Source organism: Rahnella aquatilis CIP 78.65 = ATCC 33071, from assembly GCF_000241955.1.
Classification (GTDB): Bacteria; Pseudomonadota; Gammaproteobacteria; order Enterobacterales; family Enterobacteriaceae; genus Rahnella; species Rahnella aquatilis.
Map to the genome: position 1 here is coordinate 4,156,209 of NC_016818.1, position 25,488 is coordinate 4,181,696.

The following is a 25,488-nucleotide window of genomic DNA, read 5'->3' on the forward strand; positions in this document are numbered from 1 at the left end:
TTACCAGACAGCGGCAGATCTATTTTCTGTCACAGAACGTAGCGGCGGGAATAATTTCTCAGGGTTTAATATCCGCAATTAAGTAGCGGGTATTATGGTGTAAGATGCCAATAGATAGCACCCTTACAATTTCAATCTAAATAACCACACTGACAAAACTAAAGCTTATTTACCTCAATTTACGGAGATATTTAATTCCTAAACAAAACCTAAATGAAACGTAATTAATACCGAAATTCCTAAATCATGCATTTCCTTGTTTTATATACATAAAAATTATTATCATGGATACAAAAAAGTATTTATTAGCTCAGATCAAACTTATTTCCGGATAAATAATTATGATCACACCCTATCGTAAAATTGTTTTTTGATATTCGCTATTTCGCCGTCAGGATTGAAATATTAATAGCAGTTCAGTTCATCGCTTATGGAAAAGTATATGACTCACTCAACTTCATCTGTAAAAACCAATGCCAGCCCTTCTTCTTCTGCCGCGCCAGAAAACAAAAACTGGTATCAGATTAGTGGTAACGACGCCCTGCAGCGTCTGGGAACCGGCGAAAATGGCCTGACCCGGCACGATGCCAGCGAGCGTCTGAAGAAATATGGCCCGAACGCCTTACCGGAAAAAGCCGCCAAAAGCGCACTGATGCGTTTTCTGGCACACTTCAATGATGTCCTGATTTATATCCTGCTCGCGGCTGCCATCGTGACCGGTGCCATGGGACACTGGGTCGATACGCTGGTGATTCTGGGCGTGGCCGTCATCAATGCGCTGATTGGTTTTTTGCAGGAAAACAGCGCCGAGAAATCGCTGAAAAGCATTCAGAATATGCTGTCAAGTCAGGCCGTTGTCATGCGTGACGGACAGGTACAAACCATCAATGCTGATCAGCTGGTGCCCGGCGATATCGTGCAGTTGCGCCCGGGTGACAAAATCCCGGCGGACTTGCGTATCATCAGCGCGCATAACCTACAGGTCGAAGAAGCCATTCTGACCGGCGAATCTACCGTGGTGGTCAAAAACGCCCAGATCATTAACGGTGAAGTCATGATCGGCGACCGCCATAACCTGTTGTTCTCCGGCACCATGATCAGCGGCGGTACCGCGACAGGTGTGGTTTATGCCACCGGTAAAGACACGGAGCTGGGCCACATCAATCAGATGATGTCGTCGATTACGCCACAGCGCACACCGCTGTTGCAGCAAATCGACAAACTGGGCAAAGGCATTTTTGCCCTGATTCTCCTGATGATGGCGTTCCTGTTTGTTTTCGCCTTCATCTTGCGCGACATGCCGCTGGGAGAACTGCTGCTGTCGCTGATTAGCCTGGCCGTGGCCTCCGTGCCGGAAGGTTTGCCGGCAATTATTTCCATTATCCTTTCTCTCGGCGTGCAGTCGATGGCGCGTAATCACGCCATTATCCGTAAGCTGCCGACGGTCGAAACACTCGGCTCAATGACAGTTATCTGCTCGGATAAAACCGGCACGCTGACCATGAATGAAATGACCGTGAAAGCCGTCATTCTGGCAGACCGTGCTTATCAGGTCGAAGGCGAAAGCTATCAGCCAAAAGGCCGGATCGTTGATGCACAAACACAGAAACAGATTGATGTCATCAATACCCCTGTACTCAACACCTTCATCACCGCCGTGGATTTATGTAACGACAGCCAGCTGATGCAGGACGATAAAGGCCACTGGGGCATAACCGGCGGCCCGACTTCCGGCGCGCTGAAAGTGCTGGCAGCAAAGTCAAACCTGAATACCGGTAAAGTCGAACCGCTGGATAAAATTCCGTTCGATTCCAAACATAAATACATGTCCACGTTGCAACGCATCAACGGCAAAACCCGGTTGTTCGTGACCGGCGCACCGGACGTACTGTTCTCTTTAGCCTCGTTTGAACTGACCGAAAACGGCGTACAGCCTTTCCGCCGTGAATACTGGGAAGAAGAGATGGCGCGCTATGCCCGTCAGGGTCTGCGCATGGTGGCTGCGGCACTGAAAGATGAGCCTGAAATCGACGGCGACCTGAACCACAATCATTTGCAAGAAGGTCTGATTTTTGCCGGTATCGCCGGCATGATGGATCCGCCGCGCCCGGAAGCGATTGACGCCATTGCCCAGTGCCAGCAGGCCGGGATCCGCGTGAAGATGATCACCGGCGACCATCAGGAAACCGCGATGGCCATCGGCAAAATGTTAGGGATTGGCAACAGCAGTGATTCCATCACCGGTTACCAGCTCGAGCATATGGATGATGCCGAACTGGCCGCTGCCGCCAGCCAGTATGATATTTTCGCCCGTACCAGCCCTGAGCATAAATTACGTCTGGTGAAAGCATTACAGGATACCGGCGAAGTGGTCGGGATGACCGGCGACGGAGTCAACGATGCGCCCGCGCTGAAACAGGCTGATGTCGGTATCGCCATGGGCATTAAAGGCACCGAAGTGACCAAAGAAGCCGCTGACATGGTGCTGACCGATGATAACTTCGCGACCATCGCCAGCGCGGTCAGGGAAGGTCGTCGCGTTTACGACAATCTCAAGAAAACCATTCTGTTTATTCTGCCGACCAACCTTGCGCAGGGGCTGCTGATTATCCTGGCGATTCTGGCCGGTGCGGTTATCCCGCTGACGCCGGTTCAGATCTTATGGATGAACATGGCGACGTCAACCACGCTGTCCTTCGGTCTGGCCTTTGAGCCGGGTGAGAAAGGTATGATGAGCCGCCGTCCGCGCGCACCGGGTCAGCACGTTCTCGACCTGCATGCTGTCTGGCGTATCGCCTTCGTGGGTATTCTGATTGCCTGCAGTGCCTTTGTGCTGGAAGCCTGGATGCAACCCCGTGGCTACAGCAGCGATTTGATCCGCACCGTGCTGTTACAGACGCTGGTCACCGCGCAGTGGGTATATATGTTTAACTGCCGCGTAATGGACCGTTTCCCGCTGACGCGCGAAGTGTTCGTCAATAAAGGTTTATGGATTGTATCCGGTGTCTTACTGCTCCTGCAGCTGGCGCTGATTTATCTGCCAGTCATGAACCAGCTGTTCGGTACCGTGCCGATGCCGCTGAAATTCTGGGGTATCACGCTGTTAGTCGGCGCGATGATCTTCGTGATTGTCGAAATCGAGAAATGGCTGGTTAACCGCTTCATCCGTAAGAAAGTTTGACGATTTAATCTGATGCCGGGTTACCTTCTGTAGCCCGGCGTTTTACGATAAAAAACGTCACAATTCTGAAACTTTAGTCTTTCCCGCACTCAATTCGTCTCAAAGATCTCACAAAACGTCCCAAAGCCCATTTTGCTGATTTACATCAATTCCTTACCCCCTTATTACTCTCTCCAGGGGTATCCCTTTTCACAGCAATGCCCGTTTTGCCAGTGACCGGCAATTTTTACGGGAATGCCCTATCGCTACACGATCAGTTTCATAAAAACGAGCTCTCTGGCTGTTTGCAGCCAAACAGAGGCCAACAGACAGGTAAACACAATGTCATCGCTCATTGTAGATAAATGCTATTACACACAGCTGGCATTGCATTCGCTATTGCAATTAAACGGACAAAACCAGAAAGACATTCTTTCGCTCAAGGACATCAACGAACTGCAAGCGACATGCAATTCCCTGACGCCTGAAATCATCTTCGTGAATGAAGATTGCTTTACGTCTGATGCACAATCAGGTCACGCCCTGCGGAAAGTGATCGACGCGCATCCCGGCACGCTTTTCTTTATTTTTATTTCCAAAGAAAATCTGAATTATCAGAACTATGTGCCGATCCGTAAAAACATCATTATTTTGTCCAAATCCATCAGGACAACCACGATTTATCAGCTGATCGCCCATAACCTGTTGCTGTCGCGCTCGGCAGAAGTGGAACAATTGCTGGATCTCACACCGGTCAGCCTGAGCCGGACTGAATCCAGTATCCTGAAAATGTGGATGTCGGGGCTGAACACGCAAAACATTTCCCAGCACCTGAATATCAAGCAAAAAACGGTGGCGTCACACAAAGGAAATATCAAGCGTAAAGTGAAAACTCAAAATAAACAGGCTATTTATCATGTTGTTAAACTCACCGATATTCTGACGTCCGGAATGTTTGTCGGCCGCACTCAGCCACTGCGCCCGACCAGCGAACCGGATGAATTCAGCGTTCCGTTCGGCTGATCTCTCCGCCCCCGGCTGCCCGCCAGCAACATTCTTGCCTTACTGTGAACCTGATGGTTGGGAACCCGACTGAAACACGCTAAACTTCGCAGTCGGAACCCTTATCAGTCATGCCGCAGTCAGGCGGGGCTGGCTTTAATTTGTCGCAGCGCCTGCCCTTCGCAGACAGCGCGCGGCCCGCAGAGAAAGAGGCTCAAAACAACGTGGCTCAATACGTATATTCCATGCATCGCCTCGGCAAAATCGTTCCGCCGAAGCGTCATATTCTTAAGAACATCTCCCTGAGTTTCTTCCCTGGCGCCAAAATCGGTGTTCTGGGTCTGAACGGTTCAGGTAAATCCACCCTGCTGCGCATCATGGCCGGTATCGATACCGACATCGAAGGTGAAGCACGTCCGCAGCCTGATCTGAAAATCGGTTACCTGCCGCAGGAACCGCAGCTGAACATGGAACACACCGTGCGTGAGTCCGTGGAAGAAGCCGTTTCTGAAGTCGTTGGCGCGTTAAAACGTCTCGATGAAGTCTATGCACTGTACGCAGAGCCGGAAGCTGATTTCGATAAACTGGCGGCCGAACAGGGCAAGCTGGAAGAGATCATTCAGGCACACGATGGCCACAACCTTAACAGTCAGCTCGAACGTGCCGCCGATGCGCTGCGTCTGCCAGACTGGGATGCGAAAGTCGCAAACCTGTCCGGTGGTGAACGCCGCCGTGTGGCACTGTGCCGCCTGCTGCTCGAAAAGCCCGACATGCTGCTGCTCGACGAACCGACCAACCACCTGGATGCCGAATCCGTGGCCTGGCTGGAACGTTTCCTGCACGACTTCGAAGGCACCGTTGTGGCGATCACCCATGACCGTTACTTCCTCGATAACGTGGCGGGCTGGATCCTCGAACTTGACCGCGGTGAAGGTATTCCGTGGGAAGGCAACTATTCCACCTGGCTGGAACAGAAAGACGCACGTCTGGCGCAGGAAGCCTCTTCCGAAGCCGCACGCCGTAAGTCTATCGAGAAGGAGCTGGAGTGGGTTCGTCAGGGTGCGAAAGGCCGCCAGTCTAAAGGCAAGGCCCGTCTGGCACGCTTTGAAGAGCTGAACAACACCGAATACCAGAAACGTAACGAAACCAACGAACTGTTCATTCCACCGGGTCCGCGCCTGGGTGACAAAGTTGTCGAGGTGAAAAACCTGAGCAAGTCTTACGGCGATCGCGTCCTGATCGACGACCTGTCCTTCTCCGTACCGAAAGGCGCGATCGTCGGGATTATCGGCCCGAACGGCGCCGGTAAATCCACGCTGTTTCGTATGATGTCAGGTCAGGAAGAAGCCAACAGCGGCACCATCGAGCTGGGCGATACCGTGAAACTGGCGTCTGTGGATCAGTTCCGTGATTCCATGGATAACAGCAAAACCGTATGGGAAGAAGTGTCCGGTGGTCAGGACATCATGCGCATCGGCACCACCGAAATGCCAAGCCGCGCCTATGTGGGCCGCTTCAACTTCAAAGGTGTTGATCAGGGCAAACGCGTTGGCGAACTGTCCGGTGGTGAACGTGGCCGTCTGCATCTGGCAAAACTGTTGCAGGTTGGCGGTAACATGTTGCTGCTCGATGAACCAACCAATGACCTCGACATCGAAACCCTGCGCGCACTGGAAAACGCCTTGCTGGAGTTCCCGGGCTGCGCGATGGTCATTTCCCATGACCGCTGGTTCCTCGACCGTATCGCGACCCACATCCTCGATTATCAGGATGAAGGTAAAGTTGAATTCTTCGAAGGTAACTTCACCGAGTACGAAGAATACAAAAAACGGACTTTAGGTGCCGAAGCGTTAGAGCCGAAGCGCATCAAGTACAAAAAGATGATCAAATAATCGTCTTTTACCTGAATATAAGGCCCGGAAACGGGCCTTTTTTATGCCTTCAATTCACGGAAATCTAACCTGCCAGCGCCTCGCTGTAGCTCTTCGCAAAGCCATATTCTTCCAGCATAAACTCAATAAAACAGGCCAGTGCCGGAGAATTCAGTTTTCGTCCCGGATAGACCAGGTACAAATCATTCCCTTCCGCTTCCCATTCCGGTAACACCCGCACCAGCGTGCCTTTCGCCACTTCGTCATGGCATAAAAATGCCGGTAGCAGCGTGATGCCTGCCCCTGCCAGCGCGCACTCCCGTGCATACAGCAGGTTGTCGGTGGTATGCGCCGAAGGCAGCAGCCAGCGATGCCAGGTCTCGCCGCGATGCAGTACCCATTCCGACCACGCCCGGTGCGCAATGCAGTGATGCGACGCCAGTTGCTGCGGCGACTCAAGAGCCGGATGCTGCGCCAGATAGTCCGGTGACGCCAGCAGATAGCGCGGGCTGTGCCCCAGCTCGCGGCCAATCAGCGAGGAATCCTGCGGCTTACCGGTACGCAGTGCGATATCAAACCCTTCCTGCACCAGATCCACCAGCGCATCGGAAACTGACACTTCCAGCGACACATCGGGATAACGCTTCTGAAACTCGACGTTCATACGCGCCAGCAACGTCGCGCCCAGCCCCGCCGGACTGGTGATCCGCAGCCGACCGCTCGGATTATCGCGTAAACGGCGGATCGCCAGTTCTGCCCGTTCGCTGGCCTGCAGCATTTCCTGACAGTGGATCAGGTAACGTTCACCGGCGAACGTCAGATTCAGTTGCCGCGTCGTGCGGTTAAGCAGGCGCAGACCGACGGATTTCTCCAGCTGGCTGATGCGATGACTGACGCTGGATTTTGGCAAACCGGCGCGGCTGGCGGCCTGAGTAAAACTGCCGCATTCTGCGACCAGCGCAAACAGCGCCATATCCTGCAACTGCTTAAACATGATTGTTCACCTCAGCCGAACACTTTGTTAGTTATTGTCCATCTTATCAGCTTCTGTCATGAGGACTAGACTGTCTGTAAACTTCATGGAGAAATCGATATGTCCGTTAACGCTATTGCAGTAAACCCGAAAAATCCGGCCCGTTTTATTGCTGTTGAATTGCCACAACCCGTTGCCCAGGATTACGACCTGCTGGTGGAAGTGAAAGCCGTGTCGGTCAATCCGGTCGATACCAAAGTGCACAAAGGCGTGCAGAAAAGCGGTCTGGACGCGCCAAAAGTGCTGGGCTGGGATGCCAGCGGCATCGTTAAATCCGTGGGCAGCGCGGTGAAAAATTTCAAAGCCGGTGATGAAGTCTGGTATGCCGGAGATATCACCCGTTCCGGCAGCAACGCGACTGAACAACTGATCGACTCACGCATTGTGTCCGTTAAACCGCAAAGCCTGAACTGGGCGCAAGCCGCCGCCATGCCGCTGACCACGCTGACCGCCTGGGAAGCCCTGTTCGAGCATCTCAACATTCAGGATGCCGCAGCGGACAAAACCCTGCTGATCATCGGCGGTGCCGGTGGTGTGGGTTCACTTGCCATCCCGTTCGCGTCATTGCGCAGCAAGGTGAAAGTTATCGCCACCGCTTCGCGTCCTGAATCAGCGCAATGGTGTCTGGATCGCGGTGCGGATCTGACCGTGAATTACAAAGATCTGAAAGGTGAACTGGCGAAACACGATATCAGACAGGTAGATTTCATTCTGTGCCTGAACGATACCGACGGGCACTGGGAGGCAATCGCTGATCTGATCGCGCCAATGGGTCATATCTGTACCATCGTTGAAAACGAACATCCGCTGGATATGAATAAACTGAAGCTGAAAAGTGCCGCGCTGCACTGGGAACTGATGTACACCCGCAGCATGTTTACCACGCCGGATATTGCCGAACAGGGCAAAATTCTTAAGCAGGTCGCCGCGCTGGTCGATGAAGGCAAAGTGCAGACCACGCTCAGCGAAACCCTGCATGGTCTGACCGTGGAAAGCATCGAAGCCGCTCACGCCAGGGTGCTCGACGGGCATATGCAGGGCAAAGTCGTCGTCGCCTTCTAAATACGCTGCCGCTTAAAAACAAAAGCCCCGTCATTTTCATGGCGGGGCTTTTACATTCACGTATCTCATTCACCTATTACTGCTATTCCCCATCGTCCACTTTTTGCCATTTGGCATCGGGGTCAAACGCCGTGATCGCTTTTGCGGCGGCGTCGGTATGCTCACCTAAATCCTGCTGATACACCTCGCCCTGCTGATTGATCATAAAGCTGGTCACGCCGGTATGGCCGTAAACCGCCGGCCAGGCGATCAGCGCAAAACCTTTGGTCATCTTGCCATTTTCGATGTAACTGTACGCACCGCCGCTGGCGTTTGCGCCCTGCGCGGTGAGGATGCGGTAAAAGTACCCGTGATAATCCGATCCCGGATGATCGTTGCCAAAGGCCGGACCTAACGGGCTGGGCGCTTCTCCCTCCTTCACCGGCCAGTACAGACCGTCATGCTGGCCCGGCATACTGATAAAGCGCTGAGCGTATTGTCCGGTAGACTGCTGATATTCGTGCTGCGCATCGGCGTAGGCAGAAACCGCCTGAATGGCGGAAAGCTCATTGCGGCCAATAGTGCGGGTTTCGATTTCAGCGGCACCGGCAGCCATATCAAATGACCAGCCCTGCGCCGTGTGTTTCAGCGGGATCGGCAACTGCCAGTTTTCGGACCCCACATTCAGGTGTGCGGTGTCGCCATGTTCTGCGATGTTATGGCTGATATGCCAGTCACGCAGAAAACGCGCCACCTCGTCCGGATCTACATCTTCTGGCGGCAGATACACCTGCCAGTCATTCCCAAGCAGTTTTTGCAGCGACGCATCATCATGCGCTTCAATGGCTTTTACCAGTGCCTGCGCGGCAAGTTCCGGGGTGGCAAACGTCTGCTGCGCGAAACCGGTTAAAGGCAGCAACAGCAGGCCGGTTGAAATCAAAAAATGACGCAATCTCTTCATGACTTTTCCTCGTCAGTCTAGCGACGGTGTAAATGAGCGGGTTCTGCACTGGCAGGGCGTGACCGCTGGACATTCTGCATATGCTCGCGGCTCTGACTGCCCCGCGCTTGCTGCTGTTGCCATGACGGCCCGCGGCTTGAGTTCCCGCTGAATGCCGTGCTGCGTGATGCATTCAGATTCTGCCGCTGATGTTGGTTCAGGTTAGATTGCTGGACCGGCTGGCGATTCGCCTTGTGCTGAGACAGTGGCTGATGCTGCGGCAACTGGCGCTCCGTGACATTATGCGAAGCTGAATGCTCCCTCATACCGGCGGCAGGCGCTGCATGTTGAAGATCCCGCGGCTGAGAATGAACCTGCGGTGTGTTCTGATGCTGACTCATCACCGATGCCGCCTGCTGACGGCGCTGCTCCAGATTTTGATTCTGCACACCGCCGTTATTACGGCCGACCGCGTTATTGTCGAAACCACGATAGTTATTACGCTGCGCCGCATTATTCAGTACCCGGCTCTGCGTCGCGCCATTGAGGTTCGCACTGCGGTTTGGCAAACCGGCATTGAACGCCGGATTATGCTGCCAGCCAGCGGTATTGGCGTTGCCCGGATGATTCAGCGCATTGTTATTATTGCCGGAAATGCGGTTGTAATTGTTGACGTTCACGTTGACATAATTATTTTGTGAACCGCCGTGATGATCATAATCATCGTGATGATGATCGTCGTCATCCCAGTCGATACCCCCGAAAATGGCGTAAGTCGCTGCCACACCGACACCAAACCCGATGCCCGATGCCACGCCGCTGACAAACTGCTGCCCCGGAGGCGGTGGCAAATACACCGGCGGATAGGCCGGTGTCGGCCATGCGCCATACACGACATTCGGGTTGTAACTCGGCACATACACCACCTGCGGATCAGCGGATTCAATCACGATGGTTTGCTGCGCAGGGGCACTTTTCACCACCGCGGTTGAGCTGCTTTGCGCCGCCGCTTTGGGTTTGACTGTCACGGTCTGCTGCGGCGTACTTTTCAGCGCCCCGCTGTTTTGCGCCACCTGCCGGAATTTCTGCACGGTGTTCATCACCTCATCCGGTTGCGCCAGAAACGCGTTACCCAGATTCTGCACCCACGCCGGATCTTCCCCCATCAGCGCCAGCAATTGCGGGAAAGCCACCAGCGATTTTACGCTCGGATCCCACGGCTCATTCGCAACCTGAGCAACGGCGGCATCGCCCTGACTTTGCGGATGGTCGCGTGACCATTGCACTGCCTGAATGACATTCATCGGATAGGTAGAGGCCATCAGCACCTGCGAAAGCAGGCTGTCAGGATAGAGCGCCACGGGCGCGACCCACTGATCGAGCTGAGCCTGCGTAAACGCCGGTGGCGTTACCGCAGCCACAGGGGCTGCCGCAGGAGGTGGAACGGCGACAGGCGCAGTCTGCGTCGTGGTTTCGGCCTGACTGCTGACCGGAAGCCAGCCTTGCATGAACAACACGCTGGCCAGAGCGAATGCTCCCGCGCCGCATAATACTGCGATACCCCAGGGCTTGAATGATAAATTCATTCGGATCACCTTAGAAAGCCTCAGCGGAATGAGAGGCAGATTGAATGAGTATAATCGGATAAATAAAACTCAACGGCTGCCACTGTATTTTTATTCCACTGATGAAATTTACACATAAAATGCGCAATAAAATTTGAAGAAGAATGAAATACACTCAATCACATGAATAAAATAGATATTTTATTTTAAGGCGTTACAAACTGAATTAATAAAATCACGAAATGAGATAATCAGATGAATTCATTAATAATTATGATGCATATAAAAAAATAAAGCATTTATAGTATGAATATTAAAAAGCGCATATCCCGGAGAATACACGCTTTTTAACGACTGCTTTTTGATCAACGCAATGGTGGCCCATTCAACCGGCTGGTATCCGCCGCCAGCATGTTTTGTACCAGCTCCACGCATTCCAGAAAACGCTGATCGTAATCGGAGGACTCCACGTGAACATATTCCACGTTGTTCTGATTCAGCATTTCGATTAACAGATTCTGAAAAGACATCCGGTCAGACGTACTGCCCAGACTGCGCAGACCATCCGCAACCCACGGTGTATTATTTTCCAGCAAGATAACCAGATCAAACCGGTATTCATCCATCAGCGCCTGCACGAACGGATGCTCGCGCCCTTCGTATTTTTTACAGAAGGCCTGCGTTGTCAGAAAGTCGGTATCAATAAACGCCACTTTATTGGCATATTTCACCGCGAAATCAATGTACTGCGCCTGTCCGAGGGCAATTTTATCGTAATCTGAATATTGCAGCGCCATTTCGTCGCCGCCCAGGTGCGAGAACACATAATCACGGCCATATTCCCAGGCACTGGTGGTGTTGAAGATATTGGCTAATTTATTCACCAGCGTGGATTTCCCGCTGGACTCGCCGCCCAGAATCGCCACCGTGCGTACGAAAAACGGTTTAACCTCAGTCGGAATGTAATCCCAGTAACGGAATGGATCCTGACGGATCTGGCGGCCACTGATATTCATAAATGAACGTTTCGGGTCGATCAGCACCGTTTCAATACCGAGATGCTCGCGGTACTGCGGCGCATCCGCTTCTTCGCTGGAATAAATAGTATTCGGTTCAATGCCTTTCTGGTTCATGAACTCTTTAATGCCACGCCCCCAGACATCCCAGCCGTGCGGATACGGCTCCATCCCCTCTTCGTTAAAGGCATGAATGCGGATATTTTTCTGATATTTGAAGGTCTGTAATAACCAGCGCAGCCGGTCACTGACCGTAGGCTGCTGTGACATTGAGCTGTTCTCAAACAGCTCGCGATCACGCGGTTCGTCATAGCCCATGATGATATGCAACTCATCGACCTGACTGCAGGCGCGCTGGATCAGATAAATGTGGCCGGTGTGCAGCGGATAAAACTTACCGAACACCACGCCAATATTCTTCTCGCGACGGGGAAACTCAAGATCCAGGAAGCGGTGTAACGCTTCCAGCTTTTGGGCGCTGGGACTTTTTATCTTTGCATTCAACAACTGGCTGAGATAACCCTTGGTCATCCCGCTGGCTTCGGCCACCTGTTGCAGCGTGCGTCCCTGTTGTTTTATCGCGGTTTTTAGATAGTCGAACTGTGACATGCCTTGTCCTCAGGTTTTCTGTACTAAACAAAAAATAGCATAAAGACACTGAGCAGCGACAGCAGTTAAGCGTTACAAATCGTCGAGGATCGCCAGCGCATCAGCCAGCTTTTTGACGCCAAAAACCTGCATACCGGCAGGCAACTTTTTCGGCACGTTGGCATGCGGCACAATGGCGCGTTTGAAACCGTGCTTTGCCGCTTCGGTAATCCGCTCCTGACCACTCGGCACCGGGCGGATTTCCCCCGCCAGCCCGACTTCACCGAACACCACCAAATCCTGTGGCAACGGACGGTCACGCAGGCTGGAGACCAGCGACAGCAGCAGCGCCAGATCGGCACTGGTTTCGGTGACTTTCACGCCACCGACCACGTTCACAAAGACATCCTGATCCGCCATCTGCAAGCCGCCATGACGGTGCAGCACAGCCAGTAATATGGCCAGACGATTCTGCTCAAGACCGACCGCCACACGACGCGGGTTACCCATCATCGACTGATCGACCAGCGCCTGAACCTCAACCAGCAGCGGGCGCGTCCCTTCCCACAACACCATCACGGAGCTACCGGAGGTGATTTCATCCCCACGGCTGAGAAAAATTGCCGACGGATTGCTGACTTCACGCAGTCCCTGTTCGGTCATGGCGAATACGCCCAGTTCGTTCACGGCACCAAAGCGGTTTTTGTGGCTGCGCAGCGTACGGAAACGCGAATCGGCATCGCCGTCGAGCAGCACGGAACAGTCAATACAATGTTCGAGCACTTTCGGCCCCGCCAGCGAACCGTCTTTAGTGACATGACCGACCATGACGATCGCCACACCGCGCGTTTTAGCGAAACGCGTCAGATAGGCCGCTGTTTCACGCACTTGCGCGACCGTACCCGGTGACGACTGGATATCCGCCATGTGCATCACCTGAATGGAGTCGATCACCATCAGTTTCGGCTGTTCAATATCTGCAATTTCGCAAATCCGTTCGATGCTGGTTTCCGATAACATATTCATGTTAGCCGTCGGTAAACTCAGACGGTGTGCGCGCATCGCAACCTGTTGCAGCGATTCTTCCCCGGTGACATACAGGGTTTTCATGTTTTCGCTGAGATGACAGAGAATTTGCAACAGCAACGTACTTTTACCGGCACCGGGGTTACCGCCAATCAGAATCGCACTGCCCGGCACCACGCCGCCGCCTAATACGCGGTCGAATTCTTTAAAACCGGTGCTGAAACGCGGCAGTTCATCAAGGCTGATATCAGAAAGTTTCTGCACGCGGCTGACCCCCGCATCACCGGCGTAACCGGTGAGACGTTCGTTACGCGCCACAGTCGGGGAAGCGGCCAAACGGATTTCAGTAATGCTGTTCCAGGCCTGACAGGCACTACACTGCCCTTGCCAGCGCGGATAATCTGCGCCACATTCATTACACACAAATGCACGTTTTGCTGCTTTGGCCACAACTTACCTCTTTGTTTTTTTTACCAGGATTGACTGCCGCTGAGAATACACAGAACGCCAAGAAGATCGGCGTGACGGATGCATACTGCGGCCTGTTCGTAGACTTTTGGCTTGGCGTGATAAGCAATGCCCATGCCCGCGACTGCCATCATTTTCAGGTCATTCGCACCATCACCGATGGCGACGGTCTGCTCGTGAGAAATGCCCAGTTTTTCTGCCAGTTTCAGCAGGGTATCGGCTTTATATTGTGCATCCACAATCGGCCCGATCACCCGACCGGTCAGTTTACCGTCACGGATTTCCAGTTCGTTCGCGGCCACATCCACCAGATTCAGCTGGTCACGCAAATATTCGGCGTAATAGGTGAAACCGCCGGACGCAATTGCCACGTGCCAGCCCGCTTCCTGCAAACGCTGAACCATTACGGTCAGCCCCGGCATCAGCGGCAGGGTTTCACGCACCTGCTGCAGAATGCTGGCATCCGCGTCTTTCAGGGTGGCGACGCGCTGACGCAGGCTGGCGGAGAAATCCAGCTCACCACGCATGGCGCGTTCAGTGACGTCAGCTACCTGCTCACCGACGCCAGCCAGTTTGGCTATTTCATCGATGCATTCAATCTCAATCGCGGTAGAATCCATGTCCATGACCAGCAGGCCCGGTGCACGCAGATACGGCACTTTCCCCAGCTGAGCGACATCAAATTCAAAGGATTCGGCGAGAAGCTGTGCATCAGCGGTGAGTGAACCGGCCAGACGCACCACCTGATAACCTTCAACTGCCCAGGCGCTGACAATCACCAGGGCGCGGCCTAACCGGCGCTGGAACAGCGTAATGCTCGTTTTGTCCAGTTTTCTGCCATACAGTAGCCAGCCGGTGTGTCCTGCCCGGTAATCCAGCGGCATGACTTCGTCACCGCTCAATGAAAGGGGAAGTCCCGGCCATTTGTGGATCTCCGCAGGAAGATCGCAATAGGTCAGACTGTTTGGCATGATGGCTCCTGTAGGGCGTTATGGTATTAGGAAAACAAATATCACTATTTACCCAAAATCATTCGAGTTGCATCAAGGCGGCAACTGAATGAATCTCCGGGAGCTGACACAGGTCAGTGACCGGAGTGAATGAAGGCAGCCAACGCAGAGGCAGCTTGAAGGATGCAGGGTAAAATGAGGCATCAAGCTACCTTATCGTGGCGTCTTCTGGCAACATAAAGTCATCGAAATACGCAAGGAAACAGAATGGCCAGGGCCAAACTTAAATTTCGCCTGCACCGCGCAGCTATCGTATTGATAAGTCTGGCATTATTAGTCATTCTGATGCAAGGCGCATCCTATTTCAGTCTGGGACACCAACTGGCCCGTTCAACGCAGGTGGAACAACTTGCCCAGACGCTCGCCAGACAGGTGGCGTTTTCCCTCGCGCCATTGATGGACAGCGACAATGATGGCGCTGATATCGCACAAATTTCCACTATTTTGAGTCAGCTTACCGATGGCAGTCGCATTCTCGACGCCAGCGTTTATCAGTCTGACGGCTCTCTGGTCGCGCACGCGGGCGAACAGGTGCCGGTGCGGGATCGTCTGTCGCTGGATGGTAAACGGGCGGGCAGCTACTTCAATCATCAGATTGTGGTGCCGATCGAAGACAAAAACGGCCCGAGCGGATTTTTACGTATCACGCTGGACACGCACGTGCTGGCCACAGAATCCAAGCAGGTGGATAACACCACCAATCTGCTGCGGCTGATGATGCTCGCCGCGCTGGGCGTCGGTATTATTCTGGCCCGCACGCTGTTGCAAGGCCGCCGTTCGCGCTGGCAGCAATCGCCGTTCCTGCTAACCGCCAGCAAACCGGTAAAAGAAGATGATGAGCAGGAAGACGAGCCGGACGAGTTCGGTCCACCGCCGGTGCTCAACATTCCTGAGCCGGAATCCGACGTCGTGGCAGCCAAACCGGCGACCGAAGCGCAAACCAAAGAAGCCGCACAGGCTGCTTACCGCAGCCTGAAACGCAGCCGCCCGAAGTGATTCAGGCCAGTCGCTGAATAATGGCTGTTAAGCCGTCCATCTGAGCCAGCATACCACTGGCCAGATGGCGGAACTCAGCACTGATGTCCCTGTCGTTTTCCACCTTCCGCCAGAACACCCTCGCCCATGCCTGCGCATTCACCCACTTTTCTTTCGACACTAAAGGATCAAGCGTGAGTGACACGGCTTCGCGGCGCATCGCACCGGCATTGGTCGGTGCAAAGGCCATCGGTAGCATGTCATAGACTGGCGATATCGACAGCGCTTGTTTTAAAGGATCGATGGCCGGATCGATGAAGGACAGGTTTCCCTGATGCATGTCGCTGTTAGCAATCAGTTTACCAAAGGCATAGAGTTGCTCTATTCGGCCAAGCGTCTGAACGGTAATAATCTTGTTCCGCTGCAGCTGTTGTCCGGTCAGAAACCAGTTTCTGCTTCCCCCGCCGAATTCGGCCGAGACCGCTTCCAGCGACACCAGCCCGCGACGACCTCGCGCCCCTACCCGGTCAAATCGCTCTACCTCGAGGAAAACTTCGCCCTTCTTGCCGGTAAAGATTTCGGACGCCGCAGCCGGAATGCCCGCATCTTGCAGTACGCGCAGCGCATGGCTTTCGGCACGCAATAAATCTCCCCAGCGACGGGCATTTTCGTTGACTGGCGGCGCAGAGAATTTCACTAAAACCTGTGAAGCCTCGCGGTCTGTATGTTCTGCGTAGCAACTGAATTTAGGTTGCTCGCCGCCCGCAGATGAACCGACCTCTTCACCGGCCAGACTCCTCTGTGCCAGCCGCTCATAGACCTGATTTTTATCTTCACGGGGAACGGGAATATCTTCCGGCTGGTGAAACCATCGCTGATAGGCCATTTCACCGATAACAAAATTACCCACTGTTTCATTGCCCGCTCTCGCCAGCGCGATCAGTGTCTGAGATTCGGTCCATCTTTTAATATCATCGGAAAAATGTAGCGAGGCATTAATATCACGCCCCCACGCACGACCTAAAAACCCTTGCGGTCGCATATCCGTGATGAACCAGGGTAAACCGTCGTAAATCAGCGACTGACCATTGGTCATTTCGACCGCACAGCTTTCCCCAGGCCAGATGGAATACAGCGTTCCAACCTTTTCTGCATTTCCTGTCTCATTAATCTGATAAAGCGGAAAGCACCACTGATTGTCCAGCGGACGCGGCAGAATGTAACGGGTCGCGCGACTTTTCCCGATTTTGACGATTTCAGGAAGTTTAGTCAGCCGCCTTGAGAGCGTTGACTGGTTGATGTGCAGGAGTTCAGTGATCTCTTTCGCCGTCAGGCTGCCCTGACGCAGCAAATCCACAAGTTCAGACATGAGCGGCTCAGTAATGAATAGAAAAACGCATAGCTAATAGCATAGCTGAATAGCGAGAATGTTGATATCAAGATATCTTGATATCAAAGAGATGAAGATATTGCGAAGTTAAAAATAGAGAAACTACTCCCTTAAAACGCATAGCAAAACGGGCACCCATCGGTGCCCGTTTTAGTCTCTGCAATATCTGCAAAATTTATTCTTTATCGCCCAGCAGAACGGATTCCAGCGCGATTTCAATCATGTCATTGAAGGTCGTCTGACGTTCAGCGGCAGTGGTTTGCTCATGCGTACGGATATGGTCGGAAACGGTACAGATAGTCAGTGCTTTCGCACCGAATTCTGCTGCCACACCGTAAATACCGGCGGCTTCCATTTCGACACCCAGAATGCCGTATTTTTCCATCACGTCAAACATCTGCGGGTCCGGCGTGTAGAACAGGTCAGCGGAGAAGATGTTGCCTACGCGCGCGTTGATGCCTTTGGCTTTCGCCGCGTCAGCCGCGTTGCGCACCATGTCGTAATCAGCGATAGCCGCGTAATCGTGGTCTTTGAAACGCATGCGGTTCACTTTGGAATCGGTGCAGGCACCCATGCCGATCACGATGTCGCGCAGTTTGATGTCTGCACGCACTGCGCCGCAAGAACCGACACGGATGATTTTCTTCACGCCGAATTCAGTGATCAGTTCTTTAGCATAAATGGAGCAGGAAGGAATGCCCATGCCGTGACCCATCACAGAGATTTTGCGGCCTTTGTAAGTGCCGGTGAACCCCAGCATACCACGCACGTCGTTCACCTGTTTAACGTCCTGCAGGAAAGTTTCCGCGATGTGCCTGGCGCGCAGCGGGTCGCCCGGCATCAGCACGACGTCAGCGAAGTCGCCCATTTCAGCATTAATGTGTGGAGTTGCCATCTTCTTATTCCTTAATCAGCGAGGTGTCATATTCATTATAAAAAACGCGGCCAGTATAAAAGACTGGCCGCGTAAGAAAAGTATCAGAGCATGGATTTGCCGTAATCCATCGGTGACAGGTCGAAGTATTTAGCGACTGTCTGGCCGATGTCTGCGAAGGTGTCACGGTGGCCTAATGAACCCGGTTTTACTTTCGGGCCATAGATTAAGACCGGAATGTGCTCACGGGTATGATCCGTGCCGCGCCAGGTCGGGTCGCAACCGTGGTCAGCGGTGAAGATAATAATGTCATCTTCTTTCACCAGCTCCAGCAATTCCGGCATGCGGCGGTCGAACAATTCCAGTGCGGCGGCGTAGCCCGGCACATCACGGCGGTGGCCGTAAGAGGAATCGAAATCAACAAAGTTGGTGAAGACGATAGTTTTATCACCGGCTTCTTTCATCTCTTTGATGGTGGCGTCAAACAGCGCGTCCAGGCCGGTGGCTTTCACTTTTTTAGTGATGCCGACCTGGGCGTAGATATCTGCGATTTTACCGACAGACACCACATGGCCGTTTTTCTCATCAACCAGCTTTTTCAGGATGGTCGGCGCCGGTGGCTCAACCGCTAAATCGTGACGGTTACCGGTACGCTCGAAGTTGCCAGCTTTGTCACCGATGAACGGACGGGCAATCACGCGGCCGATGTTATAGCCGCCTTCAGTCAGTTCTTCACGGGCGATTTCACACAGTTCATACAGGCGATCCAGCCCGAAGGTTTCTTCGTGACAGGCAATCTGGAAGACGGAGTCGGCTGAAGTGTAGAAAATCGGCTTGCCGGTTTTCATGTGCTCCTCGCCCAAATCGTCCAGCACGACGGTACCGGAAGAATGGCAGTTACCGAGATAGCCCGGCAGGTTGGCGCGTTCAACCAGTTTATCGAGCAGCTCCTGCGGGAAACTGTTGGTAGTGTCGCTGAAATAGCCCCAGTCAAACAGCACAGGCACACCGGCAATTTCCCAGTGGCCTGACGGGGTATCTTTACCGGAAGACAGTTCGCTGGCGTAAGCATACGCACCGGTAATTTCAGAATCACCGTCCATGCCGTCAGGAATTTTACCGGTAGATCCTTCAGCGGCTTTCGCCAGCCCCAGACGGGTCAGGTTAGGCAGATTCAGTGGACCTTTACGACCTTTGTCCGCATCACCACGCGCACAGGCAGCCGCGATATGGCCCAATGTGTCAGAACCGGCATCGCCAAAGCGTTCGGCATCTTCACTGGCACCGATACCGAATGAGTCTAACACCATGATAAATGTACGTTTCATTTTGCTCTCCTGCGAATGGTTACGCATTGGGTCACGCGGAACTGCCGCGCACCTGATCAATCTTAAATGGGGGTGTTATGGCCTGAAATCAAGCGTTACCGCCGATCCGGCGGTAAACCACCGGCGTGCTTTCCGGCGCGTTGTCGCTCAGGACAATGGCCGCACGCACTTCCTGCGCCGCCTGCTGCCAGGCCGCTTCACTGTTCGCGTGGATCATCGCCAGTGGCTGACGGGTATCCACCTGCTGGCCCAGTTGCGCCATGTGAGTCAGACCGACGCTGTAGTCGATAGCATCGCTGGCGCGGCGACGTCCGCCACCCAGTGAAACCACAGCCATGCCCAGTGCACGGGTGTCCATCGCGCTGACAATCCCGTTGCCTTCGGCGTAAACCGGTTTGCTCAGCGTAGCCTGCTGCAGATAACGATCGTAATTCTCGATGAAATCGGTCGGGCCTTTCTGGGCGGCAATCATGCGGCCAAACACTTCTGCGGCTTTGCCGTTATCCAGCACGGCCTGCAACTGGCGGCGGGCATCGGCGTCATCTTTAGCCAGTCCGCCGGACAGCAGCATTTCAACACACAGCGCCATTGTCACTTCCAGCAGACGCGGATTACGGTATTCGCCGGTCAGGAAGCGCACGGCTTCACGCACTTCCACCGCATTCCCTGCGCTGGATGCCAGCACCTGATTCATGTCGGTCAGCAGCGCGGTGGTTTTACAACCTGCACCATTCGCCACATCGACAATCGCCTGCGCCAGATCTTCTGACAGCGAGTAAGTCGGCATGAATGCGCCGGAACCGACCTTGACGTCCATCACTAATGCATCCAGGCCTTCGGCCAGCTTTTTAGCGAGAATCGAAGCGGTGATCAGCGGAATAGAATCGACGGTTGCGGTGATATCACGTGTCGCATAGAAACGTTTATCCGCCGGTGCCAGCGAGCTGGTCTGGCCGATAATTGCCACGCCGACATCCTGAATGATGCTGCGAAAACGGCTGTCATCCGGGAAAATATCAAAGCCCGGGATAGCTTCAAGTTTATCGAGCGTACCGCCGGTATGGCCGAGGCCACGGCCGGAAATCATCGGGACATAACCGCCGCATGCCGCCACCATCGGGCCAAGCATCAGTGAGGTCACGTCACCCACGCCACCGGTAGAATGTTTATCTACAACCGGACCGTTCAGGCTGAGGCTTTTCCAGTCGAGCACGGTCCCTGAATCACGCATCGCCATGGTCAGCGAAACACGTTCATTCATGGTCATGTCATTGAAATAAATGGTCATTGCCAGCGCGGCAATCTGGCCTTCTGAAACCTGACTGTCACGAATGCCATTAATGAAGAAACGAATTTCCTCGTCACTTAAAGGCTGACCGTCACGTTTTTTACGAATAATTTCTTGTGCGAGAAACAAGGTATCCCCCTGCCTGAGCTGAACGCTAAAGGTGGATGCGGATACCGGACGCTGTAAAACAGCGTCACGGCATCGGCATAACAACAGTGATTAGTAGCTGCTGGTGGCTTTCTGGCCAGCATGACCGAGAGTGGTGAGCAGGCTTGCCAGCAGGCTGGATGCGCCGAAACGAAAATGACGTGCGTCAGCCCATTCGCGACCCAGCAGGCGATCAGCCAGCGCCAGATATTGTGCGGCGTCTTCTGCGGTTTTCACGCCACCGGCCGGTTTGAAACCGACGGTTTTGCCCACGCCCATATCTGCAATCACGCTCATCATCAGCTCAGCGCTGTGCAGCGTGGCGTTTTCAGGCACTTTACCTGTGGAGGTTTTGATGAAGTCAGCCCCGGCTTTAATCGCAATTTCAGACGCTTTACGGATCAGTGCATCTTGCTTAAGTTCACCGGTTTCGATGATCACTTTCAGCAAAACGTTGGCGGCAGCACAGGCTTCTTTGCACTGTTTCACCATCTCAAAACCAATTTGCTCGTTACCGGCAATCAGCGCGCGGTACGGGAATACCACGTCCACTTCATCGGCACCGTAAGCAATGGCCGCGCGGGTTTCTGCCAGCGCAATCTCAAGATCGTCATTGCCGTGCGGGAAGTTGGTCACGGTCGCAATGCGGATGTCCGGCGTACCTTGCTCACGCAGGGTTTTGCGGGCCACAGGGATAAAACGAGGATAAATACAGACTGCAGCAGTATTACCTGCCGGGCTTTTCGCCTGGTGACAAAGCGCGATCACTTTCGCATCAGTGTCGTCTTCGTTCAGGGTGGTTAAATCCATCAGGTTCAGCGCACGTTGCGCTGCGGCGGTTAAATCGGTCATATAACTCTCCAACAATTTTCAATTCCAGCGACCGGCCAGAACTGAGCATACAGTCATGAATTTTTTCCCGCGGTTAACGCCGGGAAAAGAATTCTGCACGGTTGGCGAGCGGACTTGGTTCCTTGAAGATAGCGTGCGTAAGCGGCGTGTAATGGCTTACGCGGCAACTGAGATCCTTCTCACCGCGCTTGGATTGGCTGACGCCAATTCATTGTGACTATTTGAACACGTCACATCAGGTTCCTGTGTGCAGTATTTCACACAAAATGAAAACCGTTTGCAACGTTGCTTAGAAAAATGAGATTAAAATCACACTTTCTGGCCTTTATGCTCAGTATTCGACCCTTATAAGAGTGTATACCCGAATCATGACAAACGGAGTTCGGGTGCTTACACTGCGATCACCCACCGGTGATCTTGTGAGTAATGTTATAATAATAACATTATAAAGAGAAATGAAATCGGGATAAGACCAAAACCCTTTTTGAAAAGGCTTAAAAACGCCATGTTAAATGTTATTTAAATCACAAAAGTAAGTTTATGACGGTTTACAGCAAAGGGAGATTAAAGATGCGGCGGGTATTATCGAGCAACGCGTCGGCAATCTGTTCCGGCGTTTCACTGCGCAGGCTGCACAAAATATCGAACACAGTCGCCGCCCGTTCCGGGCGATTAGGCTGGCCCTGAAAACCTTGCAGAGGCATATCCGGCGCATCGGTTTCCAGCAGCAAAGAGGAAAGGGGTAATTCTGCCATCACATGACGGGTTTTCTGCGCGCGCTCATAGCTGATGGTGCCGCCCACGCCTATCGCAAAACCCAGTTTGATAAACGCCTGGGCCTGAGAAAGACTGCCTGCAAACCCGTGAACGACTCCGGTTGCCGGCAGTTTTGCCTGACGCAGCATCGCCGCCAGCTGATCGTGGCTGCGCCGTGAATGCAGGATCACCGGTAGCGTTTCACGTTTTGCCAGTGCGAACTGCGCTTTCAGCAACCGTTGTTGTTGCTCAAATAGCGGCTCTTCCATGTATAAATCCAGACCGATTTCCCCGACTGCCACCAGATACGGATCCCGCTGGCTGAGCAGCGAATCCAGTAATTCCACGCAACTGTCTGTATGTTCTGCAATATAAAGGGGATGCAACCCCAGTGCGGCGTGCAATGGCGGGAATTTTTTTGCCAGCGAGAGAATGCCGCGAAAACGTTCAGACGTGACGGCAGGAACAATAATCTGCCGCACGCCAGCCTGTCCGGCGAGGCGCAGACTTTCGGTTTCCGCCCCTGTAAACGGTGGAAAATCGAAATGGCAGTGCGTATCGATGAAGGTGTAACTCACAACTTATCCCCCTCACTGGACGGGTAATTCTCAGATAATGCGGGACTTTCCGGCGGTGGCATGTCTGAAGAGGAACGTGGCGGTGGCGACGAACTGACTACGCTGTCTTTAAACGCAGCCGGGCGAACCACACCCCCGTCGGCGACCATGTCCGTCAGCACTGCGGGATCGAGAATAATTTGTTCCACCGTGCTGGCAGAGGCCGCCAATGGGATCACATTCTCAGGCTCGTCCTGCGGCACAATGATCCGCTGCGGACGTCGCGTCACGCGCGGTTCGATCAGCGGATAAGGACGCTCGTTTTCACGCGGCAACAGCCAGTGCGCGGCGGCAGACAGAAAATACCGTCCGCAGCGGCGGCCAAGATGATAGTCCTGATTTAGCGCAGGCAGACGGCTGCCGAGCGCATGGCTGGCCAGCGGTTTTGGGGGGAAAATTTCGAAAATACGCACATCATCCGGCGGATTCTCAATAAATTGCTGAATGCGGTGATAGCTTTCTTCGTGATGCTGCATCATGCGCACCAGTTGTTGCAGGCTGCTTTCGCTCAGCCATTGCTCCATCCGCTTCATCCATTGCGGCGTATAGAACATCGCCGAAGGCACGGTACGGATGACCACAATGGTATCTGCACCACGGCGGTATGCTTCTTCAACAGGGATCGCATCGCTGATGCCGCCGTCCTGATAGCTGATGCCATCCAGATCCACGCCCAGGCGGTAAAAACCCGGAATAGCGCTGGAAGCTTTGATCACCGGCAGCCAGTTTTCCCGCGTCGGTGAAAAATAACTGGCGGTGTAGTCATCGCTGCGGCAGGCACACATCAGGAATTCACGGCCATTGATGAGCAGTTTTTCTGCGCTTTCCATCGCCAGCGGCATGTTTTTGGCGGTTTCTTCGACCAGCCAGTCGAGATCGATAAGATGTCCGCCACGCACAAACCGCAGCGGGTTAAAAAAATCAGGACTGGTGGTATAGCGGGTGATTACCCGTCGCGCATAACCGGGCTGCCCGCAGACAAAAGCAGAGAGATTTTGCGCCCCCGCAGAGGTGCCCAGATATAAATCAAAGGGATTGAAACGCGCGCGCTGAAACTCATCCAGCACACCGGCCGTAAAAATGCCTCTCTGCCCCCCGCCTTCGCACACCAGGGCAATCTTCCCCGGCGTATAGGGTTTGTACGCCAGCGGTTCTATATTCCCCAGCGTGACAGGTATTCTGTATCCCAACGCATCGTCCTCACGCAAATGGCCCCAAGCGGTGGCCTTCATTTCTGAGCATACCTCGTCTTCCTGCTTTGCGTGGATTTCTTGCCAAAATCGGGCGACAAAATCGTTACGTCCTGTTAACGGCCAGATTGCATACATAAAAGAATCGCCCCCTTCAGTGAAGGGGGCGATGTCATTAATTAACACATTTTGGCATCACGAATGTGATGCGGTCAGAGCCGCTTACGACCGGTAAACAAGCTGACCAGAAACAGAATAATACCGACTACGAAGACGATTTTTGCAGCCCAGGCAGCTGTACCCGCCAAACCACCGAAACCGAGAGCCGCCGCGATCAACGCGATGATTAGAAAAATAATGCCCCAACGAAACATAAGCTTCTCCTTTACCCTATTTTCACTTTGCCATTTTAAAAGGTTGTGCCCCGCTTCAGGCCGGACTCACTGTGACGTATTTGCCTTCATACGCTTTATTAACCGGCAGCAAGCCGGTAAGAAAAAATGATTACTTAATAAAGGTAGTCGAAAAATGAAAGTGTTAGCGTTTCCGACACGATATTTTTTCTGACTGCAGGCAAATCTCGCCCATCCCGTATCTTCTGCGGTCACATAAATATAGTTATGCGTTATTCAGAAAATGCAGCGCCCTGCCGGTGGAAAGGCGCCACGTACAACGGATATAGCAGATGATCGTTACGGTGCGACTTTCAGGTCATTTTTGACGCTTTTCACGCCATCAACGGTTTTCGCAACGCTTTCAGCACGGTCAGACTGTGCCTGATCTTTTACTGCACCGGAGAGCTGTACCACGCCGTCGGTAGTTTCGACTTTCACGTTACGTGATGGGACGATGTCATCCGCCAGCAATTTGGCTTTTACAGAAGCCGTGGTCGCGCTGTCACCGGCATAGCCTTTGACGCTTTGATCTTTGCTGTCTTTGGTATGCAATTTGTCGCTGACGGATTTAACCCCTTCAACTTTGGTTGCTGCGGCAACAGCCTGCTCGGCTTCAGCCTGCGAACCGACAAAGCCGCTCAGCGTGACCACGCCGGAATTCGTGGTGACAGAAATGTCGCTGCTTTTAATGGCTTTATCATCTACCAGAGCACTTTTCACTTTTGCCGTGATGGCGCTGTCGCCCATGTAGTTATCAACTTTCTTCATGGAACTATCGATTTTTGCACCTGCGCTATCTGTAGTAGTCGTTGCTGCCAGCGCGCTACCGCTCATCAGTGCGGTACCCAGAACTACGGCCATCATTGAATAGGCAAATTTAGAATTTTTCATCGATTTCTTCCTTTCGGTTTATGAGCCTTAATTACGGCTCTGCACGCCACATTCTTGGTGACGCC

General features: G+C 53.2%; 20 protein-coding genes. 5 read left to right on the top strand and 15 right to left on the bottom strand.

All coding sequences use genetic code 11. The features are described from left to right. Nucleotides 1-442: 442 nt before the first annotated feature. From RAHAQ2_RS18805 to ettA, 3 genes are all read left to right on the top strand, one after another. Nucleotides 443-3,181, top strand: a complete 2,739-nt coding sequence (locus tag RAHAQ2_RS18805) for a cation-transporting P-type ATPase (RefSeq protein WP_015698740.1) — start codon at nucleotides 443-445, stop codon at nucleotides 3,179-3,181. Between the two features lie 321 nt (nucleotides 3,182-3,502). Continuing rightward, on the top strand, nucleotides 3,503-4,183 hold the full coding sequence (rcsA, locus tag RAHAQ2_RS18810) for a transcriptional regulator RcsA (RefSeq protein ID WP_015698741.1): 681 nt from the start codon (nucleotides 3,503-3,505) through the stop codon (nucleotides 4,181-4,183). Between the two features lie 203 nt (nucleotides 4,184-4,386). Next, on the top strand, nucleotides 4,387-6,054 hold the full coding sequence (ettA, locus tag RAHAQ2_RS18815) for an energy-dependent translational throttle protein EttA (RefSeq protein WP_072010228.1): 1,668 nt from the start codon (nucleotides 4,387-4,389) through the stop codon (nucleotides 6,052-6,054). Nucleotides 6,055-6,118: 64 nt separating this feature from the next. On the opposite strand, the gene RAHAQ2_RS18820 is transcribed toward ettA, so the two are convergent. Beyond that, nucleotides 6,119-7,027 (bottom strand): LysR family transcriptional regulator, encoded by a 909-nt coding sequence (locus tag RAHAQ2_RS18820; protein ID WP_015698743.1) that lies wholly within the window; start codon nucleotides 7,025-7,027, stop codon nucleotides 6,119-6,121. A 99-nt stretch (nucleotides 7,028-7,126) separates the two neighbouring features. Here RAHAQ2_RS18820 and RAHAQ2_RS18825 point away from each other — a divergent pair, with 99 nt between their 5' ends. Then, nucleotides 7,127-8,128, top strand: coding sequence for a zinc-binding alcohol dehydrogenase family protein (locus tag RAHAQ2_RS18825; RefSeq protein WP_015698744.1), 1,002 nt, complete (start codon nucleotides 7,127-7,129; stop codon nucleotides 8,126-8,128). Nucleotides 8,129-8,210: 82 nt separating this feature from the next. Here RAHAQ2_RS18825 and RAHAQ2_RS18830 read toward each other — a convergent pair whose 3' ends face one another. From RAHAQ2_RS18830 to serB, 5 genes are all read right to left on the bottom strand, one after another. Continuing rightward, a complete protein-coding gene (locus tag RAHAQ2_RS18830; RefSeq protein ID WP_015698745.1) occupies nucleotides 8,211-9,068 on the bottom strand; it encodes a DUF2950 domain-containing protein in 858 nt (285 codons plus the stop codon). Between the two features lie 17 nt (nucleotides 9,069-9,085). Beyond that, nucleotides 9,086-10,633, bottom strand: a complete 1,548-nt coding sequence (locus RAHAQ2_RS18835) for a DUF3300 domain-containing protein (protein ID WP_015698746.1) — start codon at nucleotides 10,631-10,633, stop codon at nucleotides 9,086-9,088. A gap of 344 nt (nucleotides 10,634-10,977) precedes the next feature. After that, nucleotides 10,978-12,237 (bottom strand): multifunctional transcriptional regulator/nicotinamide-nucleotide adenylyltransferase/ribosylnicotinamide kinase NadR, encoded by a 1,260-nt coding sequence (nadR, locus tag RAHAQ2_RS18840; protein WP_015698747.1) that lies wholly within the window; start codon nucleotides 12,235-12,237, stop codon nucleotides 10,978-10,980. A gap of 72 nt (nucleotides 12,238-12,309) precedes the next feature. Beyond that, nucleotides 12,310-13,692 (bottom strand): DNA repair protein RadA, encoded by a 1,383-nt coding sequence (radA, locus tag RAHAQ2_RS18845; protein WP_015698748.1) that lies wholly within the window; start codon nucleotides 13,690-13,692, stop codon nucleotides 12,310-12,312. A 20-nt stretch (nucleotides 13,693-13,712) separates the two neighbouring features. After that, complete coding sequence (gene serB / locus RAHAQ2_RS18850) at nucleotides 13,713-14,681, bottom strand: phosphoserine phosphatase (protein ID WP_015698749.1); 969 nt, start codon at nucleotides 14,679-14,681, stop codon at nucleotides 13,713-13,715. Between the two features lie 246 nt (nucleotides 14,682-14,927). Between serB and RAHAQ2_RS18855 the strand changes: the two genes are divergently transcribed. Further along, nucleotides 14,928-15,716 carry a YtjB family periplasmic protein gene (locus RAHAQ2_RS18855; RefSeq protein WP_015698750.1) on the top strand — a complete coding sequence of 263 codons (789 nt, stop codon included), beginning with the start codon at nucleotides 14,928-14,930 and terminating at the stop codon, nucleotides 15,714-15,716. Nucleotide 15,717: 1 nt separating this feature from the next. Here the strand turns inward: RAHAQ2_RS18855 and yjjJ are convergent, their stop codons facing one another. The 9 genes from yjjJ to osmY form a co-directional block, all read right to left on the bottom strand. Beyond that, on the bottom strand, nucleotides 15,718-17,064 hold the full coding sequence (gene yjjJ, locus RAHAQ2_RS18860) for a type II toxin-antitoxin system HipA family toxin YjjJ (protein ID WP_015698751.1): 1,347 nt from the start codon (nucleotides 17,062-17,064) through the stop codon (nucleotides 15,718-15,720). A 196-nt stretch (nucleotides 17,065-17,260) separates the two neighbouring features. Continuing rightward, nucleotides 17,261-17,980, bottom strand: a complete 720-nt coding sequence (gene deoD / locus RAHAQ2_RS18865; RefSeq protein WP_015698752.1) for a purine-nucleoside phosphorylase — start codon at nucleotides 17,978-17,980, stop codon at nucleotides 17,261-17,263. A gap of 83 nt (nucleotides 17,981-18,063) precedes the next feature. Then, nucleotides 18,064-19,287 (bottom strand): phosphopentomutase, encoded by a 1,224-nt coding sequence (gene deoB / locus RAHAQ2_RS18870; RefSeq protein ID WP_015698753.1) that lies wholly within the window; start codon nucleotides 19,285-19,287, stop codon nucleotides 18,064-18,066. An 88-nt stretch (nucleotides 19,288-19,375) separates the two neighbouring features. Continuing rightward, nucleotides 19,376-20,704 carry a thymidine phosphorylase gene (gene deoA / locus RAHAQ2_RS18875; protein ID WP_015698754.1) on the bottom strand — a complete coding sequence of 443 codons (1,329 nt, stop codon included), beginning with the start codon at nucleotides 20,702-20,704 and terminating at the stop codon, nucleotides 19,376-19,378. 90 nt (nucleotides 20,705-20,794) lie between these two features. After that, entirely contained in the window at nucleotides 20,795-21,574 is a 780-nt protein-coding gene (gene deoC, locus RAHAQ2_RS18880) for a deoxyribose-phosphate aldolase (protein ID WP_015698755.1), read from the bottom strand. A 548-nt stretch (nucleotides 21,575-22,122) separates the two neighbouring features. Then, on the bottom strand, nucleotides 22,123-22,908 hold the full coding sequence (locus RAHAQ2_RS18885) for a TatD family hydrolase (protein WP_015698757.1): 786 nt from the start codon (nucleotides 22,906-22,908) through the stop codon (nucleotides 22,123-22,125). Next, nucleotides 22,905-24,179, bottom strand: a complete 1,275-nt coding sequence (locus RAHAQ2_RS18890; RefSeq protein ID WP_148267140.1) for a patatin-like phospholipase family protein — start codon at nucleotides 24,177-24,179, stop codon at nucleotides 22,905-22,907. Before RAHAQ2_RS18890 ends, RAHAQ2_RS18885 begins: the two co-directional genes overlap by 4 nt. 170 nt (nucleotides 24,180-24,349) lie before the next feature. After that, nucleotides 24,350-24,511 carry a DUF1328 domain-containing protein gene (locus RAHAQ2_RS25175; protein ID WP_013577105.1) on the bottom strand — a complete coding sequence of 54 codons (162 nt, stop codon included), beginning with the start codon at nucleotides 24,509-24,511 and terminating at the stop codon, nucleotides 24,350-24,352. Nucleotides 24,512-24,829: 318 nt separating this feature from the next. Continuing rightward, entirely contained in the window at nucleotides 24,830-25,423 is a 594-nt protein-coding gene (gene osmY / locus RAHAQ2_RS18895) for a molecular chaperone OsmY (RefSeq protein ID WP_015698759.1), read from the bottom strand. Nucleotides 25,424-25,488: the final 65 nt, after the last annotated feature.